This is a genomic window from Rhizobacter sp. P2_D12 (assembly GCF_056404395.1).
Genome location: NZ_JBFUEB010000016.1, coordinates 52,107 through 74,200, shown reverse-complemented (window position 1 = coordinate 74,200; position 22,094 = coordinate 52,107). Strand labels below are relative to the sequence as shown.

Annotated in this window: 20 protein-coding genes; 13 read left to right on the top strand and 7 right to left on the bottom strand. The window is 70.7% G+C overall.

The window, feature by feature from the left end:
- The first annotated feature begins 106 nt into the window (after window positions 1–106).
- The 4 genes from AC1DYN_RS07770 to pcaCD are packed head-to-tail and all read left to right on the top strand — an operon-like array spanning window position 107 to window position 4,796.
- A complete protein-coding gene (locus AC1DYN_RS07770; protein WP_477958551.1) occupies window positions 107–1,408 on the top strand; it encodes a hemolysin family protein in 1,302 nt (433 codons plus the stop codon).
- Window positions 1,405–2,154 (top strand): SapC family protein, encoded by a 750-nt coding sequence (locus AC1DYN_RS07765; protein ID WP_477958550.1) that lies wholly within the window; start codon window positions 1,405–1,407, stop codon window positions 2,152–2,154. Before AC1DYN_RS07770 ends, AC1DYN_RS07765 begins: the two co-directional genes overlap by 4 nt.
- 14 nt (window positions 2,155–2,168) lie before the next feature.
- On the top strand, window positions 2,169–3,563 hold the full coding sequence (gene pcaB / locus AC1DYN_RS07760) for a 3-carboxy-cis,cis-muconate cycloisomerase (protein ID WP_477958549.1): 1,395 nt from the start codon (window positions 2,169–2,171) through the stop codon (window positions 3,561–3,563).
- A 24-nt stretch (window positions 3,564–3,587) separates the two neighbouring features.
- Entirely contained in the window at window positions 3,588–4,796 is a 1,209-nt protein-coding gene (gene pcaCD, locus AC1DYN_RS07755) for a bifunctional 4-carboxymuconolactone decarboxylase/3-oxoadipate enol-lactonase PcaCD (protein ID WP_477958548.1), read from the top strand.
- Here the strand turns inward: pcaCD and AC1DYN_RS07750 are convergent.
- On the bottom strand, window positions 4,780–6,315 hold the full coding sequence (locus AC1DYN_RS07750; protein WP_477958547.1) for a S41 family peptidase: 1,536 nt from the start codon (window positions 6,313–6,315) through the stop codon (window positions 4,780–4,782). The two genes, pcaCD and AC1DYN_RS07750, sit on opposite strands and share 17 nt — an antisense overlap.
- 37 nt (window positions 6,316–6,352) lie before the next feature.
- Window positions 6,353–7,129 carry an IclR family transcriptional regulator gene (locus AC1DYN_RS07745; protein WP_477958546.1) on the bottom strand — a complete coding sequence of 259 codons (777 nt, stop codon included), beginning with the start codon at window positions 7,127–7,129 and terminating at the stop codon, window positions 6,353–6,355.
- 75 nt (window positions 7,130–7,204) lie between these two features.
- Between AC1DYN_RS07745 and hmgA the strand changes: the two genes are divergently transcribed.
- The 4 genes from hmgA (at window position 7,205) to AC1DYN_RS07725 (ending at window position 12,001) form a co-directional block, all read left to right on the top strand.
- Window positions 7,205–8,506, top strand: coding sequence for a homogentisate 1,2-dioxygenase (gene hmgA, locus AC1DYN_RS07740; protein ID WP_477958545.1), 1,302 nt, complete (start codon window positions 7,205–7,207; stop codon window positions 8,504–8,506).
- On the top strand, window positions 8,503–9,825 hold the full coding sequence (fahA, locus tag AC1DYN_RS07735; RefSeq protein WP_477958544.1) for a fumarylacetoacetase: 1,323 nt from the start codon (window positions 8,503–8,505) through the stop codon (window positions 9,823–9,825). Before hmgA ends, fahA begins: the two co-directional genes overlap by 4 nt.
- 95 nt (window positions 9,826–9,920) lie before the next feature.
- A complete protein-coding gene (locus AC1DYN_RS07730) occupies window positions 9,921–11,417 on the top strand; it encodes a Do family serine endopeptidase (RefSeq protein ID WP_477958543.1) in 1,497 nt (498 codons plus the stop codon).
- A 179-nt stretch (window positions 11,418–11,596) separates the two neighbouring features.
- Entirely contained in the window at window positions 11,597–12,001 is a 405-nt protein-coding gene (locus AC1DYN_RS07725; protein WP_477958542.1) for a carboxypeptidase regulatory-like domain-containing protein, read from the top strand.
- A gap of 3 nt (window positions 12,002–12,004) precedes the next feature.
- On the opposite strand, the gene AC1DYN_RS07720 is transcribed toward AC1DYN_RS07725, so the two are convergent.
- The 5 genes from AC1DYN_RS07720 to kynB form a co-directional block, all read right to left on the bottom strand.
- Window positions 12,005–12,445 carry a VOC family protein gene (locus AC1DYN_RS07720; RefSeq protein ID WP_477958541.1) on the bottom strand — a complete coding sequence of 147 codons (441 nt, stop codon included), beginning with the start codon at window positions 12,443–12,445 and terminating at the stop codon, window positions 12,005–12,007.
- 16 nt (window positions 12,446–12,461) lie between these two features.
- A complete protein-coding gene (locus tag AC1DYN_RS07715; RefSeq protein WP_477958540.1) occupies window positions 12,462–13,325 on the bottom strand; it encodes a DUF6597 domain-containing transcriptional factor in 864 nt (287 codons plus the stop codon).
- 196 nt (window positions 13,326–13,521) lie between these two features.
- The gene (gene kynA, locus AC1DYN_RS07710; protein ID WP_477958539.1) at window positions 13,522–14,409 is read right to left on the bottom strand and encodes a tryptophan 2,3-dioxygenase; all 888 of its coding nucleotides are present in this window, start codon (window positions 14,407–14,409) and stop codon (window positions 13,522–13,524) included.
- A complete protein-coding gene (kynU, locus tag AC1DYN_RS07705; protein ID WP_477958538.1) occupies window positions 14,367–15,653 on the bottom strand; it encodes a kynureninase in 1,287 nt (428 codons plus the stop codon). Before kynU ends, kynA begins: the two co-directional genes overlap by 43 nt.
- A gap of 10 nt (window positions 15,654–15,663) precedes the next feature.
- Entirely contained in the window at window positions 15,664–16,287 is a 624-nt protein-coding gene (kynB, locus tag AC1DYN_RS07700; RefSeq protein ID WP_477958537.1) for an arylformamidase, read from the bottom strand.
- Window positions 16,288–16,437: 150 nt separating this feature from the next.
- On the opposite strand from kynB, the gene AC1DYN_RS07695 reads away from it, so the two are divergent.
- The 5 genes from AC1DYN_RS07695 to AC1DYN_RS07675 are packed head-to-tail and all read left to right on the top strand — an operon-like array spanning window position 16,438 to window position 22,094.
- Window positions 16,438–18,804 carry a bifunctional salicylyl-CoA 5-hydroxylase/oxidoreductase gene (locus tag AC1DYN_RS07695; RefSeq protein ID WP_477958536.1) on the top strand — a complete coding sequence of 789 codons (2,367 nt, stop codon included), beginning with the start codon at window positions 16,438–16,440 and terminating at the stop codon, window positions 18,802–18,804.
- On the top strand, window positions 18,801–19,556 hold the full coding sequence (locus AC1DYN_RS07690) for an SDR family NAD(P)-dependent oxidoreductase (protein WP_477958535.1): 756 nt from the start codon (window positions 18,801–18,803) through the stop codon (window positions 19,554–19,556). Before AC1DYN_RS07695 ends, AC1DYN_RS07690 begins: the two co-directional genes overlap by 4 nt.
- The gene (locus tag AC1DYN_RS07685; RefSeq protein WP_477958534.1) at window positions 19,556–20,101 is read left to right on the top strand and encodes a MarR family winged helix-turn-helix transcriptional regulator; all 546 of its coding nucleotides are present in this window, start codon (window positions 19,556–19,558) and stop codon (window positions 20,099–20,101) included. The genes AC1DYN_RS07690 and AC1DYN_RS07685 overlap by 1 nt, the downstream gene beginning before the upstream one ends.
- On the top strand, window positions 20,098–20,949 hold the full coding sequence (locus AC1DYN_RS07680) for an enoyl-CoA hydratase family protein (RefSeq protein ID WP_477958533.1): 852 nt from the start codon (window positions 20,098–20,100) through the stop codon (window positions 20,947–20,949). The genes AC1DYN_RS07685 and AC1DYN_RS07680 overlap by 4 nt, the downstream gene beginning before the upstream one ends.
- Window positions 20,949–22,094: an acyl-CoA dehydrogenase family protein gene (locus tag AC1DYN_RS07675; protein ID WP_477958532.1), complete on the top strand. Its 1,146-nt coding sequence runs from the start codon at window positions 20,949–20,951 to the stop codon at window positions 22,092–22,094. The genes AC1DYN_RS07680 and AC1DYN_RS07675 overlap by 1 nt, the downstream gene beginning before the upstream one ends.

Genomic DNA, 22,094 nt, shown 5'->3' with positions numbered 1-22,094 from the left:
CCCGCCAGCCGCCGCACCGCTGCCACGGGCCGGCCACCCGAGTCTGCTACCCTTGCGGCCTTCGTCGTTCTGCGCGTTCCGGGCCGGGTCCCTGCAGCGTGCTTCCATGGACATAGCGCTCCTCGCCTTCCTGATCATCCTCAACGGCTTGTTCGCCATGTCGGAAATGGCGCTCACCGCCAGCCGCAAGGCACGCCTGCAGGTGATGGTGGAGACCGGCGACGAAGGCGCCCGCGCGGCCATGGACCTGCACGAGAACCCCACCAAGTTCCTGTCCACCGTGCAGATCGGCATCACCTCCATCGGGGTGCTCAACGGCATCGTCGGCGAGGCCGCCTTCTCCGAGCCGCTCGCCGCCTGGATCCACCTGACCTTCAACATCCATGAGAAGGCTTCCGGCATCACCGCCACCGCGCTGGTGGTGATGTGCATCACCTTCCTCACCATCATCTTCGGCGAGCTGGTGCCCAAGCGCCTCGGGCAGATGTATCCCGAGAACGTCGCCCGCCTCGTCGCGCAGCCGATGGAATGGCTTTCGCTCGCCGCGCGCCCCTTCGTCAAGCTGCTGTCGTTCTGCACCGAAGGCACGCTGCGCCTGCTGGGCATCCGCAACGGCCCGAACCGCTCCGTCACCGAGGAAGAGATCGCCGCCAGCCTCGAAGAGGGCCTGGACGCCGGCGTGATCGAGGCGCAGGAGCACCAGATGGTGCGCAACGTGTTCCGCCTCGACGACCGCCAGGTCGGCTCGATGATGATCCCGCGCACCGAGATCACCTGGCTCGACGTCTCGGCCGAGCTGGACGACGTGCTGAAGGTGATGGGCGACCAGGAGCATTCGCGCTACCCGGTGTGCCGCGGCAGCCTGAGCGACGTGGTGGGCATCATCTCGGCCCAGACGCTGCTGCAGCAGGCGCTGCAGGGCCGCACGCTGACGCTCACCGAAGGCCTGCAGCCGCCGGTCTTCGTGCCCGAGACGCTGTCCGGCATGGAGCTCCTCGACCAGTTCCGCGCCTCGTCCGCCCAACTGGTGTTCGTCGTCGACGAATACGGCGAGGTGCAGGGCGTGATCACCGTGCGCGACGTGCTCGAGGCCATCACCGGCGAGTTCACGACGCCGTCCGACGGCGACGCCTGGGCGGTGCAGCGGGCCGACCAGAGCTGGCTGTTCGACGGCCTGATCCCGGTGCCCGAGCTGAAGGACCGGCTGTCGCTGAAGGAATTGCCCGAAGAAGACCGCGGCCGCTACAACACGCTGGCCGGGATGATCATGCTGTTGCTGGGCCGGCTGCCCAAGACCGCCGACACGGTCGATTGGGAAGGCTGGCGTTTCGAGGTGGTCGACCTGGACGGCAAGCGCGTCGACAAGGTCCTGGCCACCGCCTTGCCCCCTGGAGAAGTGTCCCCATGATCATGAATTCGCTGCACAGGCAGCCCGCGGTGCTCGACCGCATCCGCCACGCCGGCAAGCGCCTGCTGCCGCTCGACTGCTCGGTGGCCAAGGACATCAACGCGATGTTCTGCGCGGTCGGCGAGTTCCCCGACGCCTGCAAGGACTACCCGATCCTGTTCGTCCGCAGCGACGCCGCCGGCGGGCCGCAGGGCGAGGCCTTCCACACCGTGGTGCTGCTCGGGTTGCAGAACGGCGAGAACCTGATGGTCGAAGGCCACCGCTGGGCCGCCGGCTACGTGCCCGCCGTGATGCGCAGCCACCCGCTGGCCCTGGCGCCGGCCGAGGACGACCAGGGCCAGCGCCAGCTCACCGTGTGCGTCGACGAGAGCTATCCCGGCCTGTCCGACGGACCCGAGGGCCAGCCGCTGTTCGAGAACGGCGAGCCGAGCGAGCTGCTGCGCAATGCCGTGCAGTTCCTCGAGCTGTGCGAGCGCGAGTTCAACCGCACGCAGCCCTTCTGCGACCGCGTCGCCGCGCTCGGCCTGCTCAAGCCGATGCGCGCCGAAGGATCGCTGGCCGACGGCAGCACCTTCGCGATCGACGGCTTCCACGTCGTCGACCAGGAGAAGCTGCTCGCGCTGCCCGATGCCGACGTGCTCGAGCTGCACCGCAACGGCATCCTGGCCCTGATCCAGATGCACATCGTGTCGCTGGGCTGCATGCAGCGCCTGGTCGACCGCAAGTCCGCCCCGCGGCCCGCCTGACCCGCAGCGCCGTCATGGCCGCGCTCGCCTTCGAAGGCTTCCTGTCGACGCCGCAGATGCTGGCGGTGTTCGACCAGGCCGCGGTCATCCAGGCGATGCTCGATTTCGAGGCCGCGCTGGCACGCGCCCAGGCCGCCGAAGGCCTGCTGCCGGCCGCGGCCGCGCAGGCGATCGCCGGCGTCTGCAAGGCCGAGCTGTACGACCTGCCGGCGCTGGTGCAGGCCAGCGGCCGCGCCGGCAGCCTCGCGATCCCGCTGGTGCGCAAGCTGACCGAGACGGTCGCGCTGTTCGATGCCGATGCCGCCGGTTACGTGCACTGGGGCAGCACCAGCCAGGACGTCGTCGACACCGGCCTGGTGTTGGTGACGCGGCGCGCGCTGGCACTGATCGACGACGACCTGTCGCGCCTCATCGGCCACCTGTTGGCGCTCGCGCGCACGCACGCGCAGGCGCCGCTGTTGGGCCGCACGCTGATGCAGCCGGCGCAGGTGCTGAGCTTCGGCTTCAAGCTGCTCGCTTGGATCGCGCCGCTGGTGCGTTCGCAGCAGCGCCTGCGCGCTGCCGGCGCGCAGGCGCTGCAGCTGCAGCTGGGCGGCGCGGTCGGCACGCTGGCGGTGATGGGCGAGGCCGCTGCCGCGGTGTCGCGCCGCGTTGCCGACGAGCTGCAGCTGCGTCTGCCGCCCGGCTCCTGGCACACCCAGCGCGACGAATCGGCGTCCCTCGCCTGCGAGCTGGGCGTGCTGGGCGGTGCGCTCGGCAAGATCGCGAAAGACATTTCATTGATGGCGCAGGGCGAGGTCGGCGAGCTGGCCGAACCGTCCGGCGCCGGCCGCGGCGGCTCGTCGACGATGCCGCACAAGCGCAACCCGGTGGCGGCGATGGTCGCGCTGTCGGCCGCGCTGCGCACGCCGCACCGCGTGTCGGCGCTGCTGGCCGCGATGGTGCAGGAGCACGAGCGCGGCCTCGGCAACTGGCAGGCCGAACTGGCCGAGACCGCCGGGCTGTACATCTCGGTGCATGGCGCGTTGAAGGCGCTGGCCGATGCGGCCGCCGGGCTCGAGGTCGACGTGCCCCGCATGCGGCGCAACATTGACGCGATGCAGGGCCTGGTGTTCGCCGAGGCGGTCGCGATGCGGCTCGCGCAGCAGGTGGGCAAGGCGCGGGCGCACGCGCTGCTCGAGACGCTGTCGCACCAGGCGCTGGCCACGCAGCGCCACCTGCGCGACGTCACGCTCGAGGCGCTGGCTGGCGACGCCGCGCTGCCGGCCGCCGAGATCGAGGCGCTGTTCGACCCGGCGCAGGCGGCGCGGCGCGCGGTGCAGGTCGCCGCGCCGCAGCTCGCGGCGCTGGCCGAGACCGCCGCCACCTTGTCGGCGCAGGCGCCCTGGAGCGCCTGGCGGCCGGCCTGAAACCCCCGTTCCGCAGGAGCCGCCATGGCACATCAGGAAGACGATTTCGACCGCGGCGTGAAGAACCGCCGCGCCATCCTGGGCGATGCCTGGGTCGACAAGTCGCTCGACAACGCGACCGGCTTCAACGCCGAGTTCCAGGCACTGATCACGCGCTACGCCTGGCACGACATCTGGGGCCGCCCGGGGCTGGATCCGACCACGCGCCGCCTGCTGGTGCTGGGCATGACGATGGGCCTGGCGCGCTGGGAGGAATTCGAGCTGCATTGCCGCGCCGCGGTGCGCGGCGGCGTGCCGGTCGAGAAGATCCGCGAGACGCTGATGCAGGGCGCGATCTACTGCGGCGTGCCGGCCGCCAACACCGCCTTCAAGCTGGCCACCGAGATCCTGCGCGACGAAGGACTGCTGCCGCCGCCGGCACCGCTGTCGGCCGGGCTGCGGGTGTCGTCGCACCACACCTTCAGCCGGCCGCAGCTCAAGGTGGCGCTGCAGGGCGAGGGCGCGCCGGTGGTGCTGAGCCACGCGCTGGGGCTGGAGATGGGCATGTGGGAGGGCCTCGCGGCCGATCTGGCGCCGCGCCACCAGGTGCTGCGCTATGACCACCGCGGCCATGGCGGCTCGGCGGTGCCGGCCGGGCCGTACCGCATGGACGAGCTGGTCGACGACGCGGCGCGCGTGATCCGCGAGTGGGGCGCCGGGCCGGTGGTGTGGATCGGCCTGTCGCTCGGCGGCATGGTCGGCCAGGGCCTGGCGATCCGCCATCCCGAACTGGTGCGCGGCCTGGTGCTCGCCAACACGACGGCGCGCTACCCCGAGGCCGCGCAGGCGGCGTGGGCGCAGCGCATCGCGGCCGTCGAACAGGGCGGCCTCGCGGCCATCGCCGACATGGTGATGGAGCGCTACTTCCACGCCGGTTTCCGCAGCAGCCAGCCCGAGGCGCTGGCCGCCTTCCGCGCGACGCTGCTGCGCAGTTCGGCGGCCGGCTACGCGGCCACCTGCCACGCGGTGCGCAGTGTCGATTGGCTGGACGAGCTGCCGGCCATCGCATGCCCGACGCTCGTGATCGCCGGCGCGCTGGACGTCGGCGCGCCGGTGGCGATGTCGCAGGCGATCGCCGAACGCATTCCCGGTGCCCGGCTCGAGGTGCTGGCCGAGGCCTCGCACCTCAGCGTGGCCGAGCAGCCGCAGCAGTTCGCGGCGCTGCTCGAGCGCTTCCTCAGCGCGCTGCCTTGACGATCCGGTTGTGCAGCAGCGGGTTGCCGCGCAGCGCGATGCCGGACCCCGCCAGCGCGCGGCCCACCGACTGCGGCGATTCGGACGAGGCCGCCACCGGGCAGCTGCCGCTCGTGCGGTAGTCGAGCGCGGCCTTCAGCAGCCCCTCGTTCGCATCGCCCAGCTCGTGCGTGAAGTCGTCGCCGGCGACGCAGCCGGGCACGCCCGCGGCGCCGCTGCCGTTCGGCACGAAGCCGTCGGTGTAGTCGCCGAAGCCCTTGGCGTTGACGCCCTTGAACTCGATCGGGAAGTACGAGATGCCGCAGTTGTCCTTGGCCGCGAAACCGTACGGCTTGCCGCACGAGGCGCTGCCGATCTGCCGCACGTCGACGTCGACGCCGCGCAGGCTGTTGATGATGGACTCGCTGGCCGAGCAGGTGGACGCGGTCGTCAGCACGTAGACGCGCGACAGGTTCAGCGTCGGCAGCGCGGCGTCGTTGCCGTCCAGGCTGTCGAAGGGCTGGGCCGGGCGGTTGTTGTCGGCCACGCGCTTGGCGTTGTAGTTGAACTTCTCGAACACCTTGCCGGTGGTGCGGCTGGGGCCGGCGATCATGTAGGCGAGTTCGCTCGCGATGTAGAGGTAGCCGCCGCCGTTGTAGCGCAGGTCGAGCACCAGGTCGGTGACGCCTTGCGTCTTCAGGTAGTTGACAGCGGTGATCAACTGCCCTTCGGCCGGCGCGACGTGCGCGTTGAAGACGATGTTGCCGACCTTCTGGCCATCGGTGGCGGTGATGAAGCCGTAGCTCAGCACCGGCTTCGTGGTGATCGCGGCGGTCGTCATCGACACCGTCACGTTGGCGGCGCCGGCACGGCTGAGCACGTAGGTGTGCGTGCCGCCGGTGGCGCTGGGGAACAGCGCGGCGTTCAGCACGTCGACGCCGGCGCTCGTCTGGTCATCGGCGGACACGCCGTCCACCGTCAGCAGCGTGTCGCCGCGCCGCACGCCCTTGGTCGCGGCCTCGGAGCCGGGCTCGATGTAGGCCACGCGGATGCCGCGCGGTGCGCGGCCGGAAAGCATGCGCCACTGCACGCCGGTGCCGGCTTCGACGCCGGAATCGAACAGCGCGTTCGAGGTCGACGTCGGCGTGATGAAGCTGAAGCGGTCGGTCAATGCGCCGCTGGGCGTGACGCCCTGCGTCAGCGAGGCGTCGAAGTAGGCGCCCAGCGAGCCGAGCACGTCCGAGGTGTTGCTGTAGGCCGGCGCCGAGGCGTTGACCAGCGGCATCTGGTCGTACCAGAGGTAGGCCTCGTTCAGGTAGGCACGCACCCATTGCTTCTCGGTGTCGAGGCTGGCCGTGCGCAGGATCGCGGCGGCATAGGGGTTGGTGGGCGCGCATTGCTGCGCGAAGCTGTCCGACGGGCCCGGCGGCGAGCCGGATTCGTCGGAGCTTCCGCCGCACGCGCTGAGCGCCAGCGCCCCCGCCAGCAGGCCGATCCAACCGGACGTCGCACGCGCGACCCGCTTGCCTTGAGGGGCCATCTCCATCTCCCATCTCCCGATGCCGTGAATCGGGCGACTATACCGGGCAGCCCAGCTGCCGCGAAAGCGCTGCCGCGGCGGCCTGAAGCGGCGCCGCCACCGGGCCGCCGGGGCGCGTGTCGAAGGTGGCGTTGGGGCCGATCGCGGCCAGGCTCAGCACGATGCCGCGGTGCAGGTCGAACACCGGCGCGGCCATCGCGCTGACGCCGGGCACGGCCCCGTCGACGACGCGGCTCAGGCCTTCGGCGCGGATGGCCGCGAGTTGGTCCTGCAGTGCGGCATCGAGCTTGCGCCGGCCGCCGTGGCTGTCGTCGGCCAGCGCCTGCCGCAGCTGCGCCGGCGGCAGCCAGGCGGCGAACAGCAGGCCCGAGGCCGTGCCGCGCATCGACATCACGGTGCCGTGCCGCATGTTGACGTGCACCGCGGACGGCGCCTCCTCGACGCGCACGATGGTCGGCCCGCGGTTGCCCCAGACCGCGATCGCGACGGTGTGGCCGATCTGCTGCGCCAGGCCCGGCAGCAGCGGCGTGGCCAGGCGCAGCGGGTCGAACTGCTGCAGGCTGATCAGCCCCAGCTCCATCGCGAGCGGCCCCAGGCCGTAGCGGCCCGAGCCGGCGTCCTGCAACACCAGGCCCAGCTTGCCGAAGCTCACCAGGTAGGGGTGCGCCTTGGCGGGCGCCATGCCGGCCTCGCGCGCCAGGTCTTTCAGCGCCATCGGGCGGCCGTGGTGGGCCAGCGCCCGCAGCAGCTGGCCGCCGACCTCGATGCTCTGGATGCCGCGCGGGCTGCGTTCGGCGGGGGCGGGTGTGGCCATGGCTGCAGTTCCGGTTTCAATTTGGTTTTGTAGAATGGATTAGACATTAACGAATCGACTGCCTAAGATCAAGCCATGAGCACGACGGAAACCCTGCGCTACCAGAGCGGCTTCGGCAACCACTTCGCGAGCGAGGCCGTGGCGGGCGTGCTGCCGCCGGGCCGCAACAGCCCGCAGAAGGCGGCGCACGGCCTGTACGCCGAGCTGATCAGCGGCAGCGCCTTCACCGCGCCGCGGGCCGAGAACCTGCGCACCTGGATGTACCGGCGCCAGCCGTCGGTGGTGGTGGGCGGCTACACGGCCTATGCGCAACCGGGGTGGAAGACCGGCGCGGCCGGCGGTGTCGATGCGCCGCCCGATCCGCTGCGCTGGTCGCCCGCGCCCATCCCGGATGCGGCGTCGCAGCCGCTGGATTTCGTCGACGGCTTGCGCAGCATCGCCGTCAATGGCGACGTCGACGCGCAATCCGGCATGGCCGCGCACCTGTATTTCATCAACCGCTCGATGGCGCAGCGTGCCTTCGTCAACGCCGATGGCGAGATGCTGCTGGTGCCGCAGCAGGGCGCGCTCACGGTCACCACCGAGCTCGGCGTGCTGCAGGTGGCGCCCGGCGAGATCGCGCTGCTGCCGCGCGGCATGGCGTTCAAGGTGGCGGTCGACGGGCCGTCGCGCGGCTATGTCTGCGAGAACTACGGCGCGCACTTCCGGCTGCCCGAGCTGGGGCCGATCGGCAGCAACGGCCTGGCGAACCCGCGCGATTTCCTGGCGCCGGTGGCCGCCTTCGAGCGCGATGCGGCGGGCTACCAGCTGGTCAAGAAGTTCGCCGGCCGGCTGTGGAGCGCGCGGGGTGCCGCCTCGCCGTTCAACGTGGTCGGCTGGCACGGCAACCTGGCGCCGCTGAAGTACGACACGAAGAACTTCATGACCATCGGCTCGATCAGCTTCGACCATCCCGATCCGTCGATCTTCACGGTGCTGACCTCGCCCAGCGACACGCCGGGCACCGCCAACTGCGATTTCGTGATCTTCCCGCCACGCTGGCTGGTGGCCGAGGACACCTTCCGACCGCCCTGGTATCACCGCAACCTGATGAGCGAGTTCATGGGGCTGGTGTACGGCCAGTACGACGCCAAGCCCGAGGGCTTTCGCCCGGGCGGCGCGAGCCTGCACAACAGCATGGTGCCGCACGGGCCGGATGCCGACGCCTTCGAGCGCGCATCGTCGGTGCCGCTCGCGCCGCACAAGCTCGACAACACGCTGGCCTTCATGTTCGAGAGCCGCTTCCGCTTCCGGCCCACCGAATGGGCGATGCAGGGCGGGGCGCTCGACACCGGCTACGCCGATTGCTGGCGCGACCTGAAGGACGGCTTCCAATGAGCGGCCTCGACGACACGCACGACGCCGGGCTGCAGAGCTGGGTCGACTCGGCCCAGGACCCGGCCACCGATTTTCCGCTGCAGAACCTGCCGCTCGGGCGCTTCCGCCGTGTCGGCAGCGACGCGGCGCTGCAGCCCCTGCGGGGGGGCGTGGCCATCGGCGACCAGGTGCTCGACCTGGCGCTCGCGCTCGAGCGCAGCAGCTGGCCGGCGGCGGTGCAGCGCGCGATGGCCCCGCTGGCGGCGGGCGACGTCAACGCCTTCATCGCGCAGCCGGCGGCCGCGCGGCGCGTGGTGCGCAGCGCGTTGTCGCAGGCGCTGCGGCGCGGCGCCGGCGTCGAGCGCGAGCTGCAGGCCTGCCTGCTGCCGCAATCGCAGGCCGAGATGGCGCTGCCCTGCGAGGTCGGCGACTACACCGATTTCTACACCGGCATCCACCATGCGACGGCGGTCGGCAAGCTGTTCCGGCCCGACCAGCCGCTGCTGCCGAACTACGAATGGGTGCCGATCGGCTACCACGGGCGCAGCTCGTCGCTGCGCGCGAGCGGCCACGCCTTCCGGCGCCCGCGCGGGCAGTACAAGACCGACGCCGCGGCGCCGGTGTTCGGCCCGTGCCGGCGGCTCGACTACGAGCTGGAGATCGGCGCGGTCATCGGCCCGGGCAATGCGCTGGGCGAGCCGGTCGCGATGGCGCAGGCCGAAGACCACCTCGCCGGCCTGGTGCTGCTGAACGACTGGTCGGCGCGCGACGTGCAGGCCTGGGAGTACCAGCCGCTCGGGCCGTTCCTCGCGAAGAACTTCGCGAGCACGCTGTCGCCGTGGCTCGTCACGATGGAGGCGCTGCAGCCGTTCCGCCGGCCGTTCGAGCGCGCCGCCGACCGGCCGCAGCCGCTGCCCTACCTGGACAGCGTGGCCAACCGTGCGCAGGGCGCGATCGACATCACGCTCGAGGTGTGGCTGCAGACCGCGGCGATGCGTGGGCGTGGCGAGGCTGCGGTGCGGCTGATGCAATCGAACTTCCGCGATGCGTACTGGACGCTCGCACAGCTGGTGGCGCACCACAGCAGCAACGGCTGCAACCTGCGGCCGGGCGACCTGCTCGGCAGCGGCACGCAATCGGGGCCGTTGCCCGAGCAGGGCGGTTCGCTGCTCGAGCTGACGCGCGGCGGCCAGCAGCCGATCACGCTGCCCGGTGGCGAGACGCGGCGCTTCCTGGAGGATGGCGACACGGTGATCCTGCGCGCCTTCTGCGAGCGCGACGGGCAGCGGCGCATCGGCTTCGGGGACTGCGCTGCCACGGTGCTGCCTTCCGCACCTTAACTTTCGCTTCATCCACGGCTAACCGAACACTAACGGCCCGGCCCTATCTTCCGTTTCATGCGGAATCCTCCGCGACGCCTGTCCCAGGAGTTCACATGAAGATGAAGTCGTTGACCGCTGCCCTCGCCGCAGCCGGGGTGTTGGCCGCCAGCTCGGCCGGTGCCTTCAGCCTGACGCCCGAGTGGCTCAAGAGCAAGCCTGAAGCCAAGCCGGTGCCCACCGCGACCAATGCGCCCGCGCCGGTGCCGATGGTGCAGGCCGCCGTCCCCAACTACCGCGCGATCGTCGCCACCTCCGGCCCGGCCGTGGTCGGCGTCACCGTCGCCGGCCTGCACAAGGCCACGGCCGAAGAGCAGCAGCAGCAAGGCCTGCCGCCCGGCGCCGAGAACGATCCCTTCTTCCAGTTCTTCCGTGGGCTGCCGGGCTTCCAGCAGCGCGGCCGCCAGGGCAACCCGTCGGTGCCGTTCCGCGGCCAGGGGTCGGGCTTCATCATCAGCTCCGACGGACTCATCCTGACCAACGCGCACGTGGTGCGCGAGGCCAAGGAAGTGACCGTCAAGCTGAGCGACCGGCGCGAGTTCTCGGCCAAGGTGCTGGGTTCGGACACGGCCACCGACATCGCGGTGCTGCGCATCCAGGCCAAGGACCTGCCGACGGTGCGCCTGGGCGACCCGCAGACCATCGAGGTGGGCGACCCGGTGCTCGCGATCGGCGCGCCCTATGGCTTCGAGCAGACCGCCACCACCGGCATCATCAGCGCCAAGGGCCGTTCGCTGCCCGGCGACGCCGTCGTGCCCTTCATCCAGACCGATGCGGCGGTGAACCCCGGCAACTCGGGCGGCCCGCTGTTCGACGGCAGCGGCGCGGTGATCGGCATCAACGCGCAGATCTATTCGCAGACCGGCGGCTTCCAGGGCCTGAGCTTCGCGATCCCGATCAACGTGGCGCTGAAGGTGAAGGACCAGATCGTCGCCACCGGGCGCGCCACGCACGGCCGGTTGGGCGTCGCGGTGCAGGACGTGAACCAGAGCCTGGCCGAGTCCTTCGGCATGAAGCGGCCCGACGGCGCGCTGATCGCCAAGGTCAGCAAGGACAGCGCGGCCGAGAAGGCCGGCTTGAAGCCGGGCGACGTGATCACCGCGGTGAACGGCGACCCGATCGTGCGCTCGGGCGCGCTGTCGAGCCGCATCGGCCTGGCTGCGCCCGGCGACAAGGTCAAGCTGACCGTCTGGCGCGATCGCGCCGAACGTTCGATCGACGTCAAGCTGGGCGGTGCCGACGATGGCGACCAGCAGGCGTCGGCCAGCGACGAAGGCGGTGCGGGCGGTGTGCAGCTGGGGCTGTCGCTGCGCCAGCTGACGCGCGAAGAGAAGCGCCAGACCAAGATCGAGCAGGGCCTGGTGGTCGAGAGCGTCGACGGCCCGGCGGCCCGCGCCGGCATCGAGGCGGGCGACGTGCTGCTGTCGATCAATGGCAAGCCGGTCACGTCGATCGAGCAGGTGCGCAGCGTGATGGCGGGCAAGCCGAAGAGCGTGGCGCTGCTGGTCGAGCGCGATGGCGAACGCATCTTCGTGCCGGTGAACCTGAGCTGACCTGTCCTACAGCGAAAGGCATCCGGACTGACAAACCGGCAGGCGGGCGCCCGGCCTGCATTGCCGGTTTCGTCCCAGGCACAAGCCTCGCGGAGAGCGGTCCAATGGGTCTCGTTCTTGAAAAAGGAAGGACTCACATGAACAGCCACAAGTCTCTGCTCGCTCCCCTTGCCGCTGCGATGGCCATTGCCTCCGCGTCGGCGGTCTGGGCCCAGGACGACCGTGTTCCGCTGCCGCCGACCAAGCAGGCCGGCGACATCACCTACGTGACCGGCGGTGTGGCCTACGAGGAAGTGCCGGCGTTCAAGGACGCCAAGCGCGACTACCCGCTGGCGATCGAGATCTACGAGAAGGCCGGGTCGAAGAACCAGTTCACCGCCGACACGCAGGTCAAGCTGATCGACAGGAGCGGCGGCGTCGTGTTCGACGCGCAGGCCGATGGTCCCTACATGCTGGTGAAGGCACCGGCGGGCCAGTACAGGATGGAAGCCTCGCTGAACGGCAAGACCGTGACGCGCCAGGTGAACGTCAACGCGCGCGGCACGACCAACACCGTTGTCGTGTTCCCGCAGGGCACGGACTGACGCTCAACCGGGTGTCAGCAGCGCGGTGTAGCGGCGCTGCATCTCCTCGGGGCTGAGCACCTCGAGGCTGTGCCCGATCAGCCACTCGTGGCCGAAGGGATCGCGCAGCTTGCAGCTTCGCTCGCCATAGAACTGGTCGGCTGGCGGCATCAGCACGGTGGCGCCGGCCGACACCGCCTTGTCCAGCACCGCGTCGGCGTTGTCGACGTGCAGGTGGACGCAGCTGTAGGTGGTGGCGCCCGGCGTCGGCGCCTTGAGCCCGAACTCGGGGAAGGGGTCGGCCAGCATCAGCACCGCGGGCCCCAGCTGCATCTCGGCATGGCCGATGCGGCCGGATGGCTCGACGAGCCGGAACGTCTCCTTCGCACCGAAGGCTTGCGCATAGAACGCGATCGCGGCCGCGGTGTCGCGCACGCGCAGGTAGGCAAAGACTTCATGGATCATCGCGGGCTCCTGGTCGTCAACGGCCTTGCAGCGTAGCGGTGGGATGCATCCCGGGTCTTGAAGATTTTTCCGCGACGTGCTGGGCCTGGTCGGGGGCGATCGGCTGGTAGCGCGAGGGCGTCAGGCCGGAGAAGCTGCGGAACTCGCGCACCAGGTGGGCCTGGTCGGCATAGCCTTCGGCGGCGGCCAGCGCGGCCCAGTCGATGCGGGTGCCGTGCGCGGCCGCCTGCAGCACGCGCTGGAAGCGCGCGATGCGCAGGTAGCGCTTGGGTGCCAGGCCGACGCGTTGCGAGAATTCGGTGATGAAGCGTTGCGGCGACCAGCCGAGCACTTGCCGCACGTCCGCGACGCTGCGGTCGGGATGCGCTTCGAAGGCCTTCAGCGCCCAGGCGACGGGCGCGTCGGCGTCGTGCGATCGCGCGCGCTGCAGGCGCGACAGCAGCCAGGCTTCGAGTCTGCGCAGGCGGGATCTCGCATCGGGCAGCGATTGCAGGCATTCGCGCAGGTGGGCGGCCTCGGCACCCCAAAGGTCGTCCGGCGTCATCGCGCTGTCGGCCAGTTCGTTCAAAGGCAGGCCGAGCAGGGCCCAGGCGCCGCCAGCACGGAAGTGCACGCCGACGACGCACGACGGCTCGGCGGTGTCGCGGAAGAACGGCAACTGCTGCGGCCCTTGCACGATGCCGCCGGCAAAGCGCCGGCCATGCAGTTCATCGACCGATGCGAAGCGGTTCAGGTGGGTTTGCTGTAGCGCGATGACCAGGTCGGCGCGCCCGGTCGGCAGGTTGCGCTCGCGCGCATGCGGCATCGGGCCGCGTTCGCTGGCCCACAGGCAGTCGACGAACGCATCCAGCGGTGGAGCGGGCACATGGCGCAGCAGCATGCGGTGCACCATAAGGCTTCGACGGGGATCGAACAACCCCCGTTCGCCCTGAGCTTGTCGAAGGGCTGCGCGCATGGCACCGAGGCTTCGACAAGCTCAGCCCGAGCGGGGCGGTGAGGCCGTTCGCCCTGAGCTTGTCGAAGGGYTGCGCGCATGGCACCAAGGCTTCGACAAGCTCAGCCCGAACGGAGGGGGATCACAAACTCGTGCGCAGCTTCCAGATCTCCGGGAACAGCACCACGTCCAGCATCTTGCGCAGGTAGCCGACCCCGCTCGTGCCACCGGTGCCGCGCTTGAAGCCGATCACGCGTTCCACCGTCGTGACGTGCCGGAAGCGCCACAGCCGGAACGCATCTTCCAGGTCCGTCAGCTCCTCGCCCAGCTGGTACAGGTCCCAGTGCTGCTGCGGCGCCCGGTAGGCCACCAGCCAGGCCTGCTCGACCGCATCGTCCGCCACGTACGGCTGCGACCAGTCGCGCTCGACGTGCGAGGCCGGCACCGGCAGCCCGCGCCGCGCCAGCAGCCGCAGCGATTCGTCGTACAGCGATGGCGCCCGCCACGCCGCCTCGACGATCGCCAGGATCTCCGGCGTGTGCGCATGCGGCTTCAGCATCGCCGCGTTCTTGTTGCCCAGCATGAACTCGATGCAGCGGTACTGCCAGCTCTGGAAGCCGCTGCTGTTGCTCAGGTAGGGCCGGATCGCCGAATACTCCGGCGGCGTCATCGTCGCGAGCACGTCCCAGGCATGCACCAGCTGCTCCATGATGCGGCTCACGCGCGCCAGCATCTTGAAGGCCGCGCCCAGCTCGTCGCGCGCCAGCGCCGCCACCGCGGCGCGCAGCTCGTGCAGCATCAGCTTCATCCACAGCTCGCTGGTCTGGTGCTGCACGATGAACAGCATCTCGTTGTGCTCGGGCGACAGCGGGTGCTGCGCGTTCAGCAGCGTGTCCAGGTGCAGGTAGTCGCCATAGCTCATGTCGCGCGAGAAATCGAGCTGCGCCCCCTCTTCGCGGACGATGCGCTCGCCGTCGGCCGGGTTGCTCATGTCACCGCCGCCCGCTGGTTGAAGCGCGCCTGCTGCCATTCGCCCGTCTGCAGCACCTGCAGCAGGTGCTCCACCGAATCCCAGACGTCGGCAAAGCGCGTGTACAGCGGCGTGAAGCCGAAGCGCAGGATGTCCGGCGCACGGAAGTCGCCGATCACGCCGCGCGCGATCAGCGCCTGCATGATCGCGTAGCCGCCCTCGGCGCGCGAGAAACTCACCTGGCTGCCGCGCTCGGCCGCCTCGCGCGGCGTCTGCAGCGCAAGCCCGTGGCCGGCGCAGCGCGCCTCGACCAGCCGGATGAACAGCTCGGTCAGCGCGATCGACTTGCGGCGCAGCGCCGGCTGTCCGCCCTGCGCCTCGGCCGCGAGCATCGTGTCGACACCGCACTCCAGCGCCGCCAGCGACAGCACCGGCGGCGTGCCGCAGACGAAGCGGGCGATGCCCGCCGCCGGGTGGTAGTCCGGCGTGAACATGAACGGCGCCGCATGCCCCAGCCAGCCCGACAGCGGCTGCCAGCGCTGCTCGGCGTCCATGCGGGCGGTGTGCTGCGGGTGCACCCACACGAAGGCCGGTGCACCCGGCCCGCCGTTCAGGTACTTGTAGCCGCAGCCCACCGCGAAGTCGGCCGCGCCGGCGCGCGGCCCGCTGCCCTTCAGGTTGACCGGCACCGCGCCGGCCGAGTGCGCCAGGTCCCACAGCACCAGCGCGCCGGCGGCGTGCACCGCGAGGTTGACCTCCTCCATGCGGTGCATGCGCCCGGTGCGGTAGTTGACGTGCGTCAGCATCAGCACCGCGAGCCGTTGGTCGATCAGCGCCGGGATCTCGTCGGCCTCGGCCAGCACGAGCTCGAAGCCGTGCTGGCGCGCCAGGCTCTCGGCGATGTACAGGTCGGTCGGGAAGTTGTGGCGCTCCGAGACGATGCGCTTGCGCCCGGGCATGTCGGTCTTCGCGAGATCGATCGCCGCGCTCAATGCCTTGTAGAGGTTGACCGAGGTCGAGTCCGCCACCACCAGTTCGCCCGGCCCCGCGCCCAGCAGCGAGGCGATCTTGTCGCCGATGCGCTGTGGCAGGTCGATCCAGCCGGCGGTGTTCCAGCTCTTGATCAGGTCGCGGCCCCATTCGGCCGTGGCCACCTGCGCCACGCGCGCGGCGGTGGCGCGCGGCAACGCGCCGAGCGAGTTGCCGTCCAGGTAGATCACGCCGTCGGGCAGGTCGAACAGCTCGCGCAGCGGGGCGAGTTCGTCGCGGGCGTCCAGCGCCAGGCAGTCTTGCTTTGTCGTCATCGAAGGTCTTTCAGAGTTCGCGCAGCACCGCGCGGACGGGGGATGCGCAGGCCAGCATCAGCTTCAGCGGCAGCGCGATCAGCTCGTAGTCGCCGGCCGGAACGTCGTCGAGCACCAGGTTCTCCAGCACGCGCAGGTCGCGCGCCAGCAGCTGGTGGTGGCTGTCCAGCGTCTTGCTGTCCGCCGGGTCGACCGACTGGCTGTCGATGCCGACCAGCCGCACGCCGCGGTCGGCCAGCCAGGCGATGGTCTCGGGCGCGAACGACGAGAAGTCCGGCGACCAGGCCGTCGGCGCCTTCTGTGCGCTGCGCACCAGCACGCGCGGCGGCAGCCCGGCGGCAAACGGCGCCAGGTGCTCGGGCCGGATCAGCGCGCCGGCGCCGATCGCGTGGATCACGCGGCACGGGCCCAGGTAGGGCGACAGGTCGACCTCGCCGATGGCCGGCGCGTCGTCGCCGTAGTGCAGCGGCGCATCGGCATGCGCGCCGATGTGCGGCGACATCGTGATCGCGCTCAGGTTGACCGGGCAACCCGGGCCGATGCGCGCCGTCCAGGCCTGCGAGTACGCCGCGTCGCCGGGGAACAGCGGCGAGTCGGGCGAGATGGGGGGGGAGATGTCCCAGAGCTTTTTCACGGCCGGAACAGTAGCACCGCGGCAGCGGTCGTGGTGTCGGTTATTTCAGACAGGCGCGGTCTTCTGGGAATTGCTTGACATATGAAATATCAAGGCCTAAATTGTGCCGGCGTGCGATCGTCGCCGCGGCAATCCCGAAAGAGATCCACCATGCGCATCGCCTGCATCGGCGGCGGCCCCGCGGGCCTGTTCTTCGCGCTGCTGATGAAGAAGCAGGACCCGTCGCACGAGGTCACCGTGATCGAGCGCAACCGCTCGCACGACACCTTCGGCTGGGGCGTCGTGTTCTCCGACCAGACGCTGGGCGCGGTGCAGCGCAGCGATCCGCAGAGCGCCGCGCTGATCCTCGATGCGTTCAACCACTGGGACGACATCGACGTGCATTTCAAGGGCGAGCGGATCCGCTCGTCCGGCCACGGCTTCTGCGGCATCGGCCGGCGCAAGCTGCTGAACATCCTGCAGGACCGCTGCGAAGAGGTTGGCGTGAACCTGCGCTTCGAGACCGAGTGCCAGGACGACACCGCGCTCGATGCCGACCTGGTGATCGCCTGCGACGGGCTGAACAGCCGCATCCGCGGCAAGTATGCCCAGACCTTCCAGCCCGACGTCGATGCGCGCCTGTGCCGCTTCGTCTGGCTCGGCACGCACAAGCTGTTCGACGCGTTCACGTTCGCGTTCGAGGAGACCGAGTGGGGCTGGTTCCAGGTGCACGCCTACCGCTTCGACGCCGAGACCTCCACCTTCATCGTCGAAGCGCCCGAGCCGGTGTGGCAGGCCGCCGGGTTGGCCGAGATGGGCAAGGAGGAAAGCATCGCGTTCTGCGAGAAGCTGTTCGCGGGCATCCTCGACGGCCACCCGCTGATGTCGAACGCGGCGCACCTGCGCGGCTCGGCGCAGTGGATCCGCTTCCCGCGCGTGGTCTGCAAGCATTGGGTGCATTGGCAAGAGCGCCACAACGGCCGCGTGCCGGTGGTGCTGATGGGCGACGCGGCGCACACCGCGCATTTCTCGATCGGCTCGGGCACCAAGCTGGCGCTGGAAGACGCGATCGACCTGGCCGCCGCGATCCAGGGCCACCCCGGGGACCTGCCCGCGGCGCTGGCCGCCTACGAGGCGCAGCGCAGCATCGAGGTGCTGAAGATCCAGAACGCGGCGCGCAACTCGACCGAGTGGTTCGAGAACGTCGAGCGCCATGCGCGGCTCGCGCCGCAGCAGTTCGCCTACTCGCTGCTGACGCGTTCGCAGCGCATCTCGCACGAGAACCTGCGGCTGCGCGATGCCGGCTACGTCGGCGACTACGAGCGCTGGCTGGCCGGCCAGGCCGGGTTGGACGGCGCGCATGCGGTGCCGCCGATGTTCACGCCGTTCACGCTGCGCGGCCTGACGCTGAAGAACCGCGTCGTGGTGTCGCCGATGGCGCAGTACAGCGCGGTCGACGGCGTGCCGGGCGACCACCACCTGGTGCACCTGGGCGCGCGGGCGCTGGGTGGGGCCGCGCTGGTGTTCGCCGAGATGACCTGTCCGTCGGCCGATGCGCGCATCACGCCGGGCTGCCCCGGGCTGTACACCGACGGGCAGATGCGGGCGTGGCGGCGCATCGTCGACTTCGTGCACCACGGAAGCAGCGCGAAGATCGCGATGCAGCTGGGCCATGCCGGCGCCAAGGGCTCGACGCGCGCGCCGTGGGATGGCGAAGACCTGCCGCTGCCGGACGGCAACTGGCCGCTGCTCTCGGCCTCGCCGCAGCAGTACCTGGACGGCGTCAGCGACTGGTCGCGCGCGATGACGCGCGACGACATGGACCGCGTCACCGCCGATTTCGTCGCCGCGACGCGGCGCGCGGCCGAGGCCGGCTTCGACTGGCTGGAGCTGCACTGCGCGCACGGCTACCTGTTGTCGTCCTTCCTGTCGCCGCTGACCAACCTGCGCACCGACGCCTACGGCGGCGCACTGGCCAACCGGCTGCGCTACCCGCTGGAGGTGCTGGCGGCGATGCGCGCCGCGTGGCCGGCCGAGCGGCCGCTGTCGGTGCGCATCTCGGCGCACGACTGGGTGCCGGGCGGCAACACGCCGGAGGATGCGGTCGCGATGGCGCGCGCCTTCAAGGCGGCGGGTGCCGACCTGGTCGACGTGTCGTCGGGCCAGGTCAGCAAGCAGCAGCAGCCGGTGTACGGCCGCATGTACCAGACGCCGTTCGCCGAGGCGATCCGCAACGAGGTGGGCATCGCGACGATGGCGGTGGGCGCGATCTTCGAGGCCGACCACGTGAACGGCATCATCGCGGCCGGTCGTGCCGACCTGTGCGCGATCGCCCGGCCGCACCTGGCCAACCCGGCGTGGACGCTGCTGGAGGCCGCGAAGATCGGCCACGTCAACGGCATCGGGGCCGATTGGCCGCGGCAGTACCTGTCCGGCAAGTCGCAGCTCGAACGCAACCTGGAACGCGAACGCGCGATGGCGGCGCAGGCGGCGGGGCTGTCGGCGCAGGAACAGGCCAACCTGGCGCAGGGCGTATGAACGGCTTGCACGCGGTGGTGACGGGCGGGGGCAGCGGGATCGGTGCGGCGATCGCGGCGGCATTGGCCGCGCAAGGCGTGCAGGTCACCGTGATGGGGCGTCGTAGCCCGGATGCCAATCCGGGATCGTCCCGGGACATCGATCCCCGGATTGGCATCCGGGCTACGAGGGTCGACGTCACCGACGCGAGGAGCGTCGAACACGCCTTCCAATCCGTGGGTCCGGTCGACATCCTGATCAACAACGCCGGCCAGGTGGAAAGCCAGCCCTTCTCCCGCACGTCGCTCGAGCTGTGGAATCGCATGCTGCAGGTCAACCTGACCGGCAGCTTCCTGTGCACGCAGCAGGTGCTGCCCGGCATGACCGAGCGCGGCTTCGGGCGCATCGTCAACATCGCCAGCACCGCAGCGCTGAAAGGCTATGCCTATGTCGCCGCCTACTGCGCCGCCAAGCACGGGCTGCTCGGCCTGACCCGCGCGCTCGCGCTCGAGGTCGCGCGCAAGGGCGTGACGGTCAACGCGGTGTGCCCCGGCTACACCGACACCGACATCGTCGCGCAGGCCGTCGAACAGATTGCCGGCAAGACAGGCCGCAGCCCCGGCGAGGCGCGCGATGCGCTCGCATCGGCCAACCCGCAGGGCCGCCTGGTGCAGCCCGATGAAGTGGCGCAGGCGGTGCTGTGGCTGTGCCGGCGCGAGTCGTCCAGCATCACCGGCCAGGCGATCGCCGTGGCCGGCGGGGAGGTGATGTGATGCTGCCCGAGGTCACCGACGTCGAATCGCGCCTGATCGACGACCACCACCAGGCGCTGAAGCTGTGGCTGCGCCTGCTGTCGTGCACCAACCGCATCGAGTCGGTGGTGCGCAACCGGCTGCGCACCGAATTCTCGACCACGCTGCCACGCTTCGACCTGATGGCCCAGCTCGAACGCGAGCCCGGCGGCCTGACGATGGGCGAGCTGTCGCAGCGCCTGATGGTCACCGGCGGCAACGTCACCGGCATCACCGACCTGCTCGAGGCCGACGACCTGGTGCGTCGCGTGCCGCAGGCGGGCGACCGCCGCTCGTACACGGTGCAGCTGACACCGGCCGGCCGCCGCCAGTTCCGCCGCATGGCGGCCACGCACGAGCAGTGGGTGGTCGAGCTGTTCGCCGGCTGGTCGGACGACGAGAAGACCCAGGTGCAGGCGCTGCTCGCGGTGCTGAAACAGCACCTGGCCGGCCTCGAGACCCCGCTGCCCGCCGCCAAGGCCGGGCCGGCCCGCGCCCCGCGCAAGTCCAAGGAGAAGCCCGCATGACCCGTCCGATGGACACCCACCTCGCCGCCGGCAACCGCCGCGGCGCCGAGGCGATCTCGCCGCGCCACGTCGGCTGGGCCGTGCACGGCCGGGTCGGCGTGATCACGCTGAATCGGCCCGAGCGCAAGAACCCGCTCACCTTCGATTCGTACGCCGAGCTGCGCGACCTGTTCCGCACGCTGGCCCAGGTCGACGAGGTGCGGGCGATCGTCGTGCAGGGGGCCGGCGGCAACTTCTGCTCCGGCGGCGACGTGCACGAGATCATCGGCCCGCTGACTGCGATGCGCATGCCCGACCTGCTGGCCTTCACGCGCATGACCGGCGATTTCGTGAAGGCGATGCGCGCCTGCCCGCAGCCGATCGTCTCGGCGATCGACGGCGTGTGTGCCGGTGCCGGCGCGATCATCGCGATGGCTTCCGACCTGCGTGTCGGCACGGCCGCGAGCAAGGTGGCCTTCCTGTTCTCGCGCGTCGGGCTGGCCGGCTGCGACATGGGCGCCTGCACGCTGCTGCCGCGCATCGTCGGCCAGGGGCGGGCGTCGGAGCTGCTGTACACCGGCCGTTCGCTGGGCGGCGACGAGGCGCTGCAATGGGGGTTCTACAACCGGCTGGCCGAGCCGGCGGCGCTGCAGGCCGAGGCGCTGGCCTGGGCCACCGAGATCGCGGCCGGGCCGCGCTTCGCGCATGCGATGACCAAGCGCATGCTGCACCAGGAATGGGCAATGGGGGTCGACGAGGCGATCGAGGCCGAGGCGCAGGCGCAGGCGATCTGCATGATGACGCAGGATTTCCACCGCGCGTACGAGGCGTTTGCGGCCAAGTCCCGGCCCGTGTTCGAGGGGGACTGATGGGCACGCACCTGGATTGGCCGTTCTTCGAGGCGAGACATGTCGCGTTGGAACAGGAGCTGTCGCGCTGGTGCGGCGAGCACCTGGCCGACGTGCCGCACGACAACGTCGACGCCACCTGCCGCCTGCTGGTCAGGAAGCTCGGCGACGCCGGCTGGCTGCGCCACGCCGTCGCCGCGACGCCCGGCGATGCGATCGACACCCGCGCCATCTGCCTGCTGCGCGAAACCCTGGCAAGGCACCATGGCCTGGCTGACTTCGCGTTCGCGATGCAGGGCCTGGGCTCCGGCGCGATCTCGCTGCAGGGCACGCCGGCGCAGCGCGAGCGCTACCTGCCGCGCGTGGCGCGCGGCGAGGCCATCGCGGCCTTCGCGCTGTCCGAGCCCGAGGCCGGCTCCGACGTCGCGGCGCTGGCCTGCGACGCGCGCGACGACGGCGACGCCTACGTGCTGAACGGCGAGAAGACCTGGATCTCSAAYGGCGGCATCGCCGACTTCTACGTGCTGTTCGCGCGCACCGGCGAGGCGCCGGGCTCGCGCGGCATCAGCGCGCTGGTCGTCGACGCCGGAACGCCGGGCCTGCAGATCGCCGAGCGCATCGACGTSATCGCGCCGCAYCCGCTGGCGCGGCTGCGCTTCACCGATTGTCGCGTGCCGAAGGCGCAGCGCCTGGGCGAGGCGGGGCAGGGCTTCAAGCTCGCGATGCAGACGCTGGACATCTTTCGCACCTCGGTGGCCGCCGCCGCGCTGGGCTTCGCGCGGCGTGCGCTGGGCGAGGCGCTGCAGCGCGCTACCCGCCGCAAGATGTTCGGCCAGACGCTGGCCGACTTCCAGCTGACGCAGGCCAGGCTCGCACAGATGGCGATCACCGTCGACAGCGCGGCACTGCTGACCTACCGCGCCGCCTGGCAGCGCGACCAGGGCCGCACGGTCACGCGCGAGGCGGCGATGGCCAAGCTCGCGGCCACCGAAGGCGCGCAGCAGGTGATCGATGCGGCCGTGCAGATGTGGGGCGGGGCCGGCGTCGTGAGCGGCAACACCGTCGAGCGCCTGTACCGCGAGATCCGCGCGCTGCGCATCTACGAGGGCGCCACCGAGGTGCAGTTGCTGATCATTGCCCGAGAGTTGTTGAAAGAAGGAACGTGA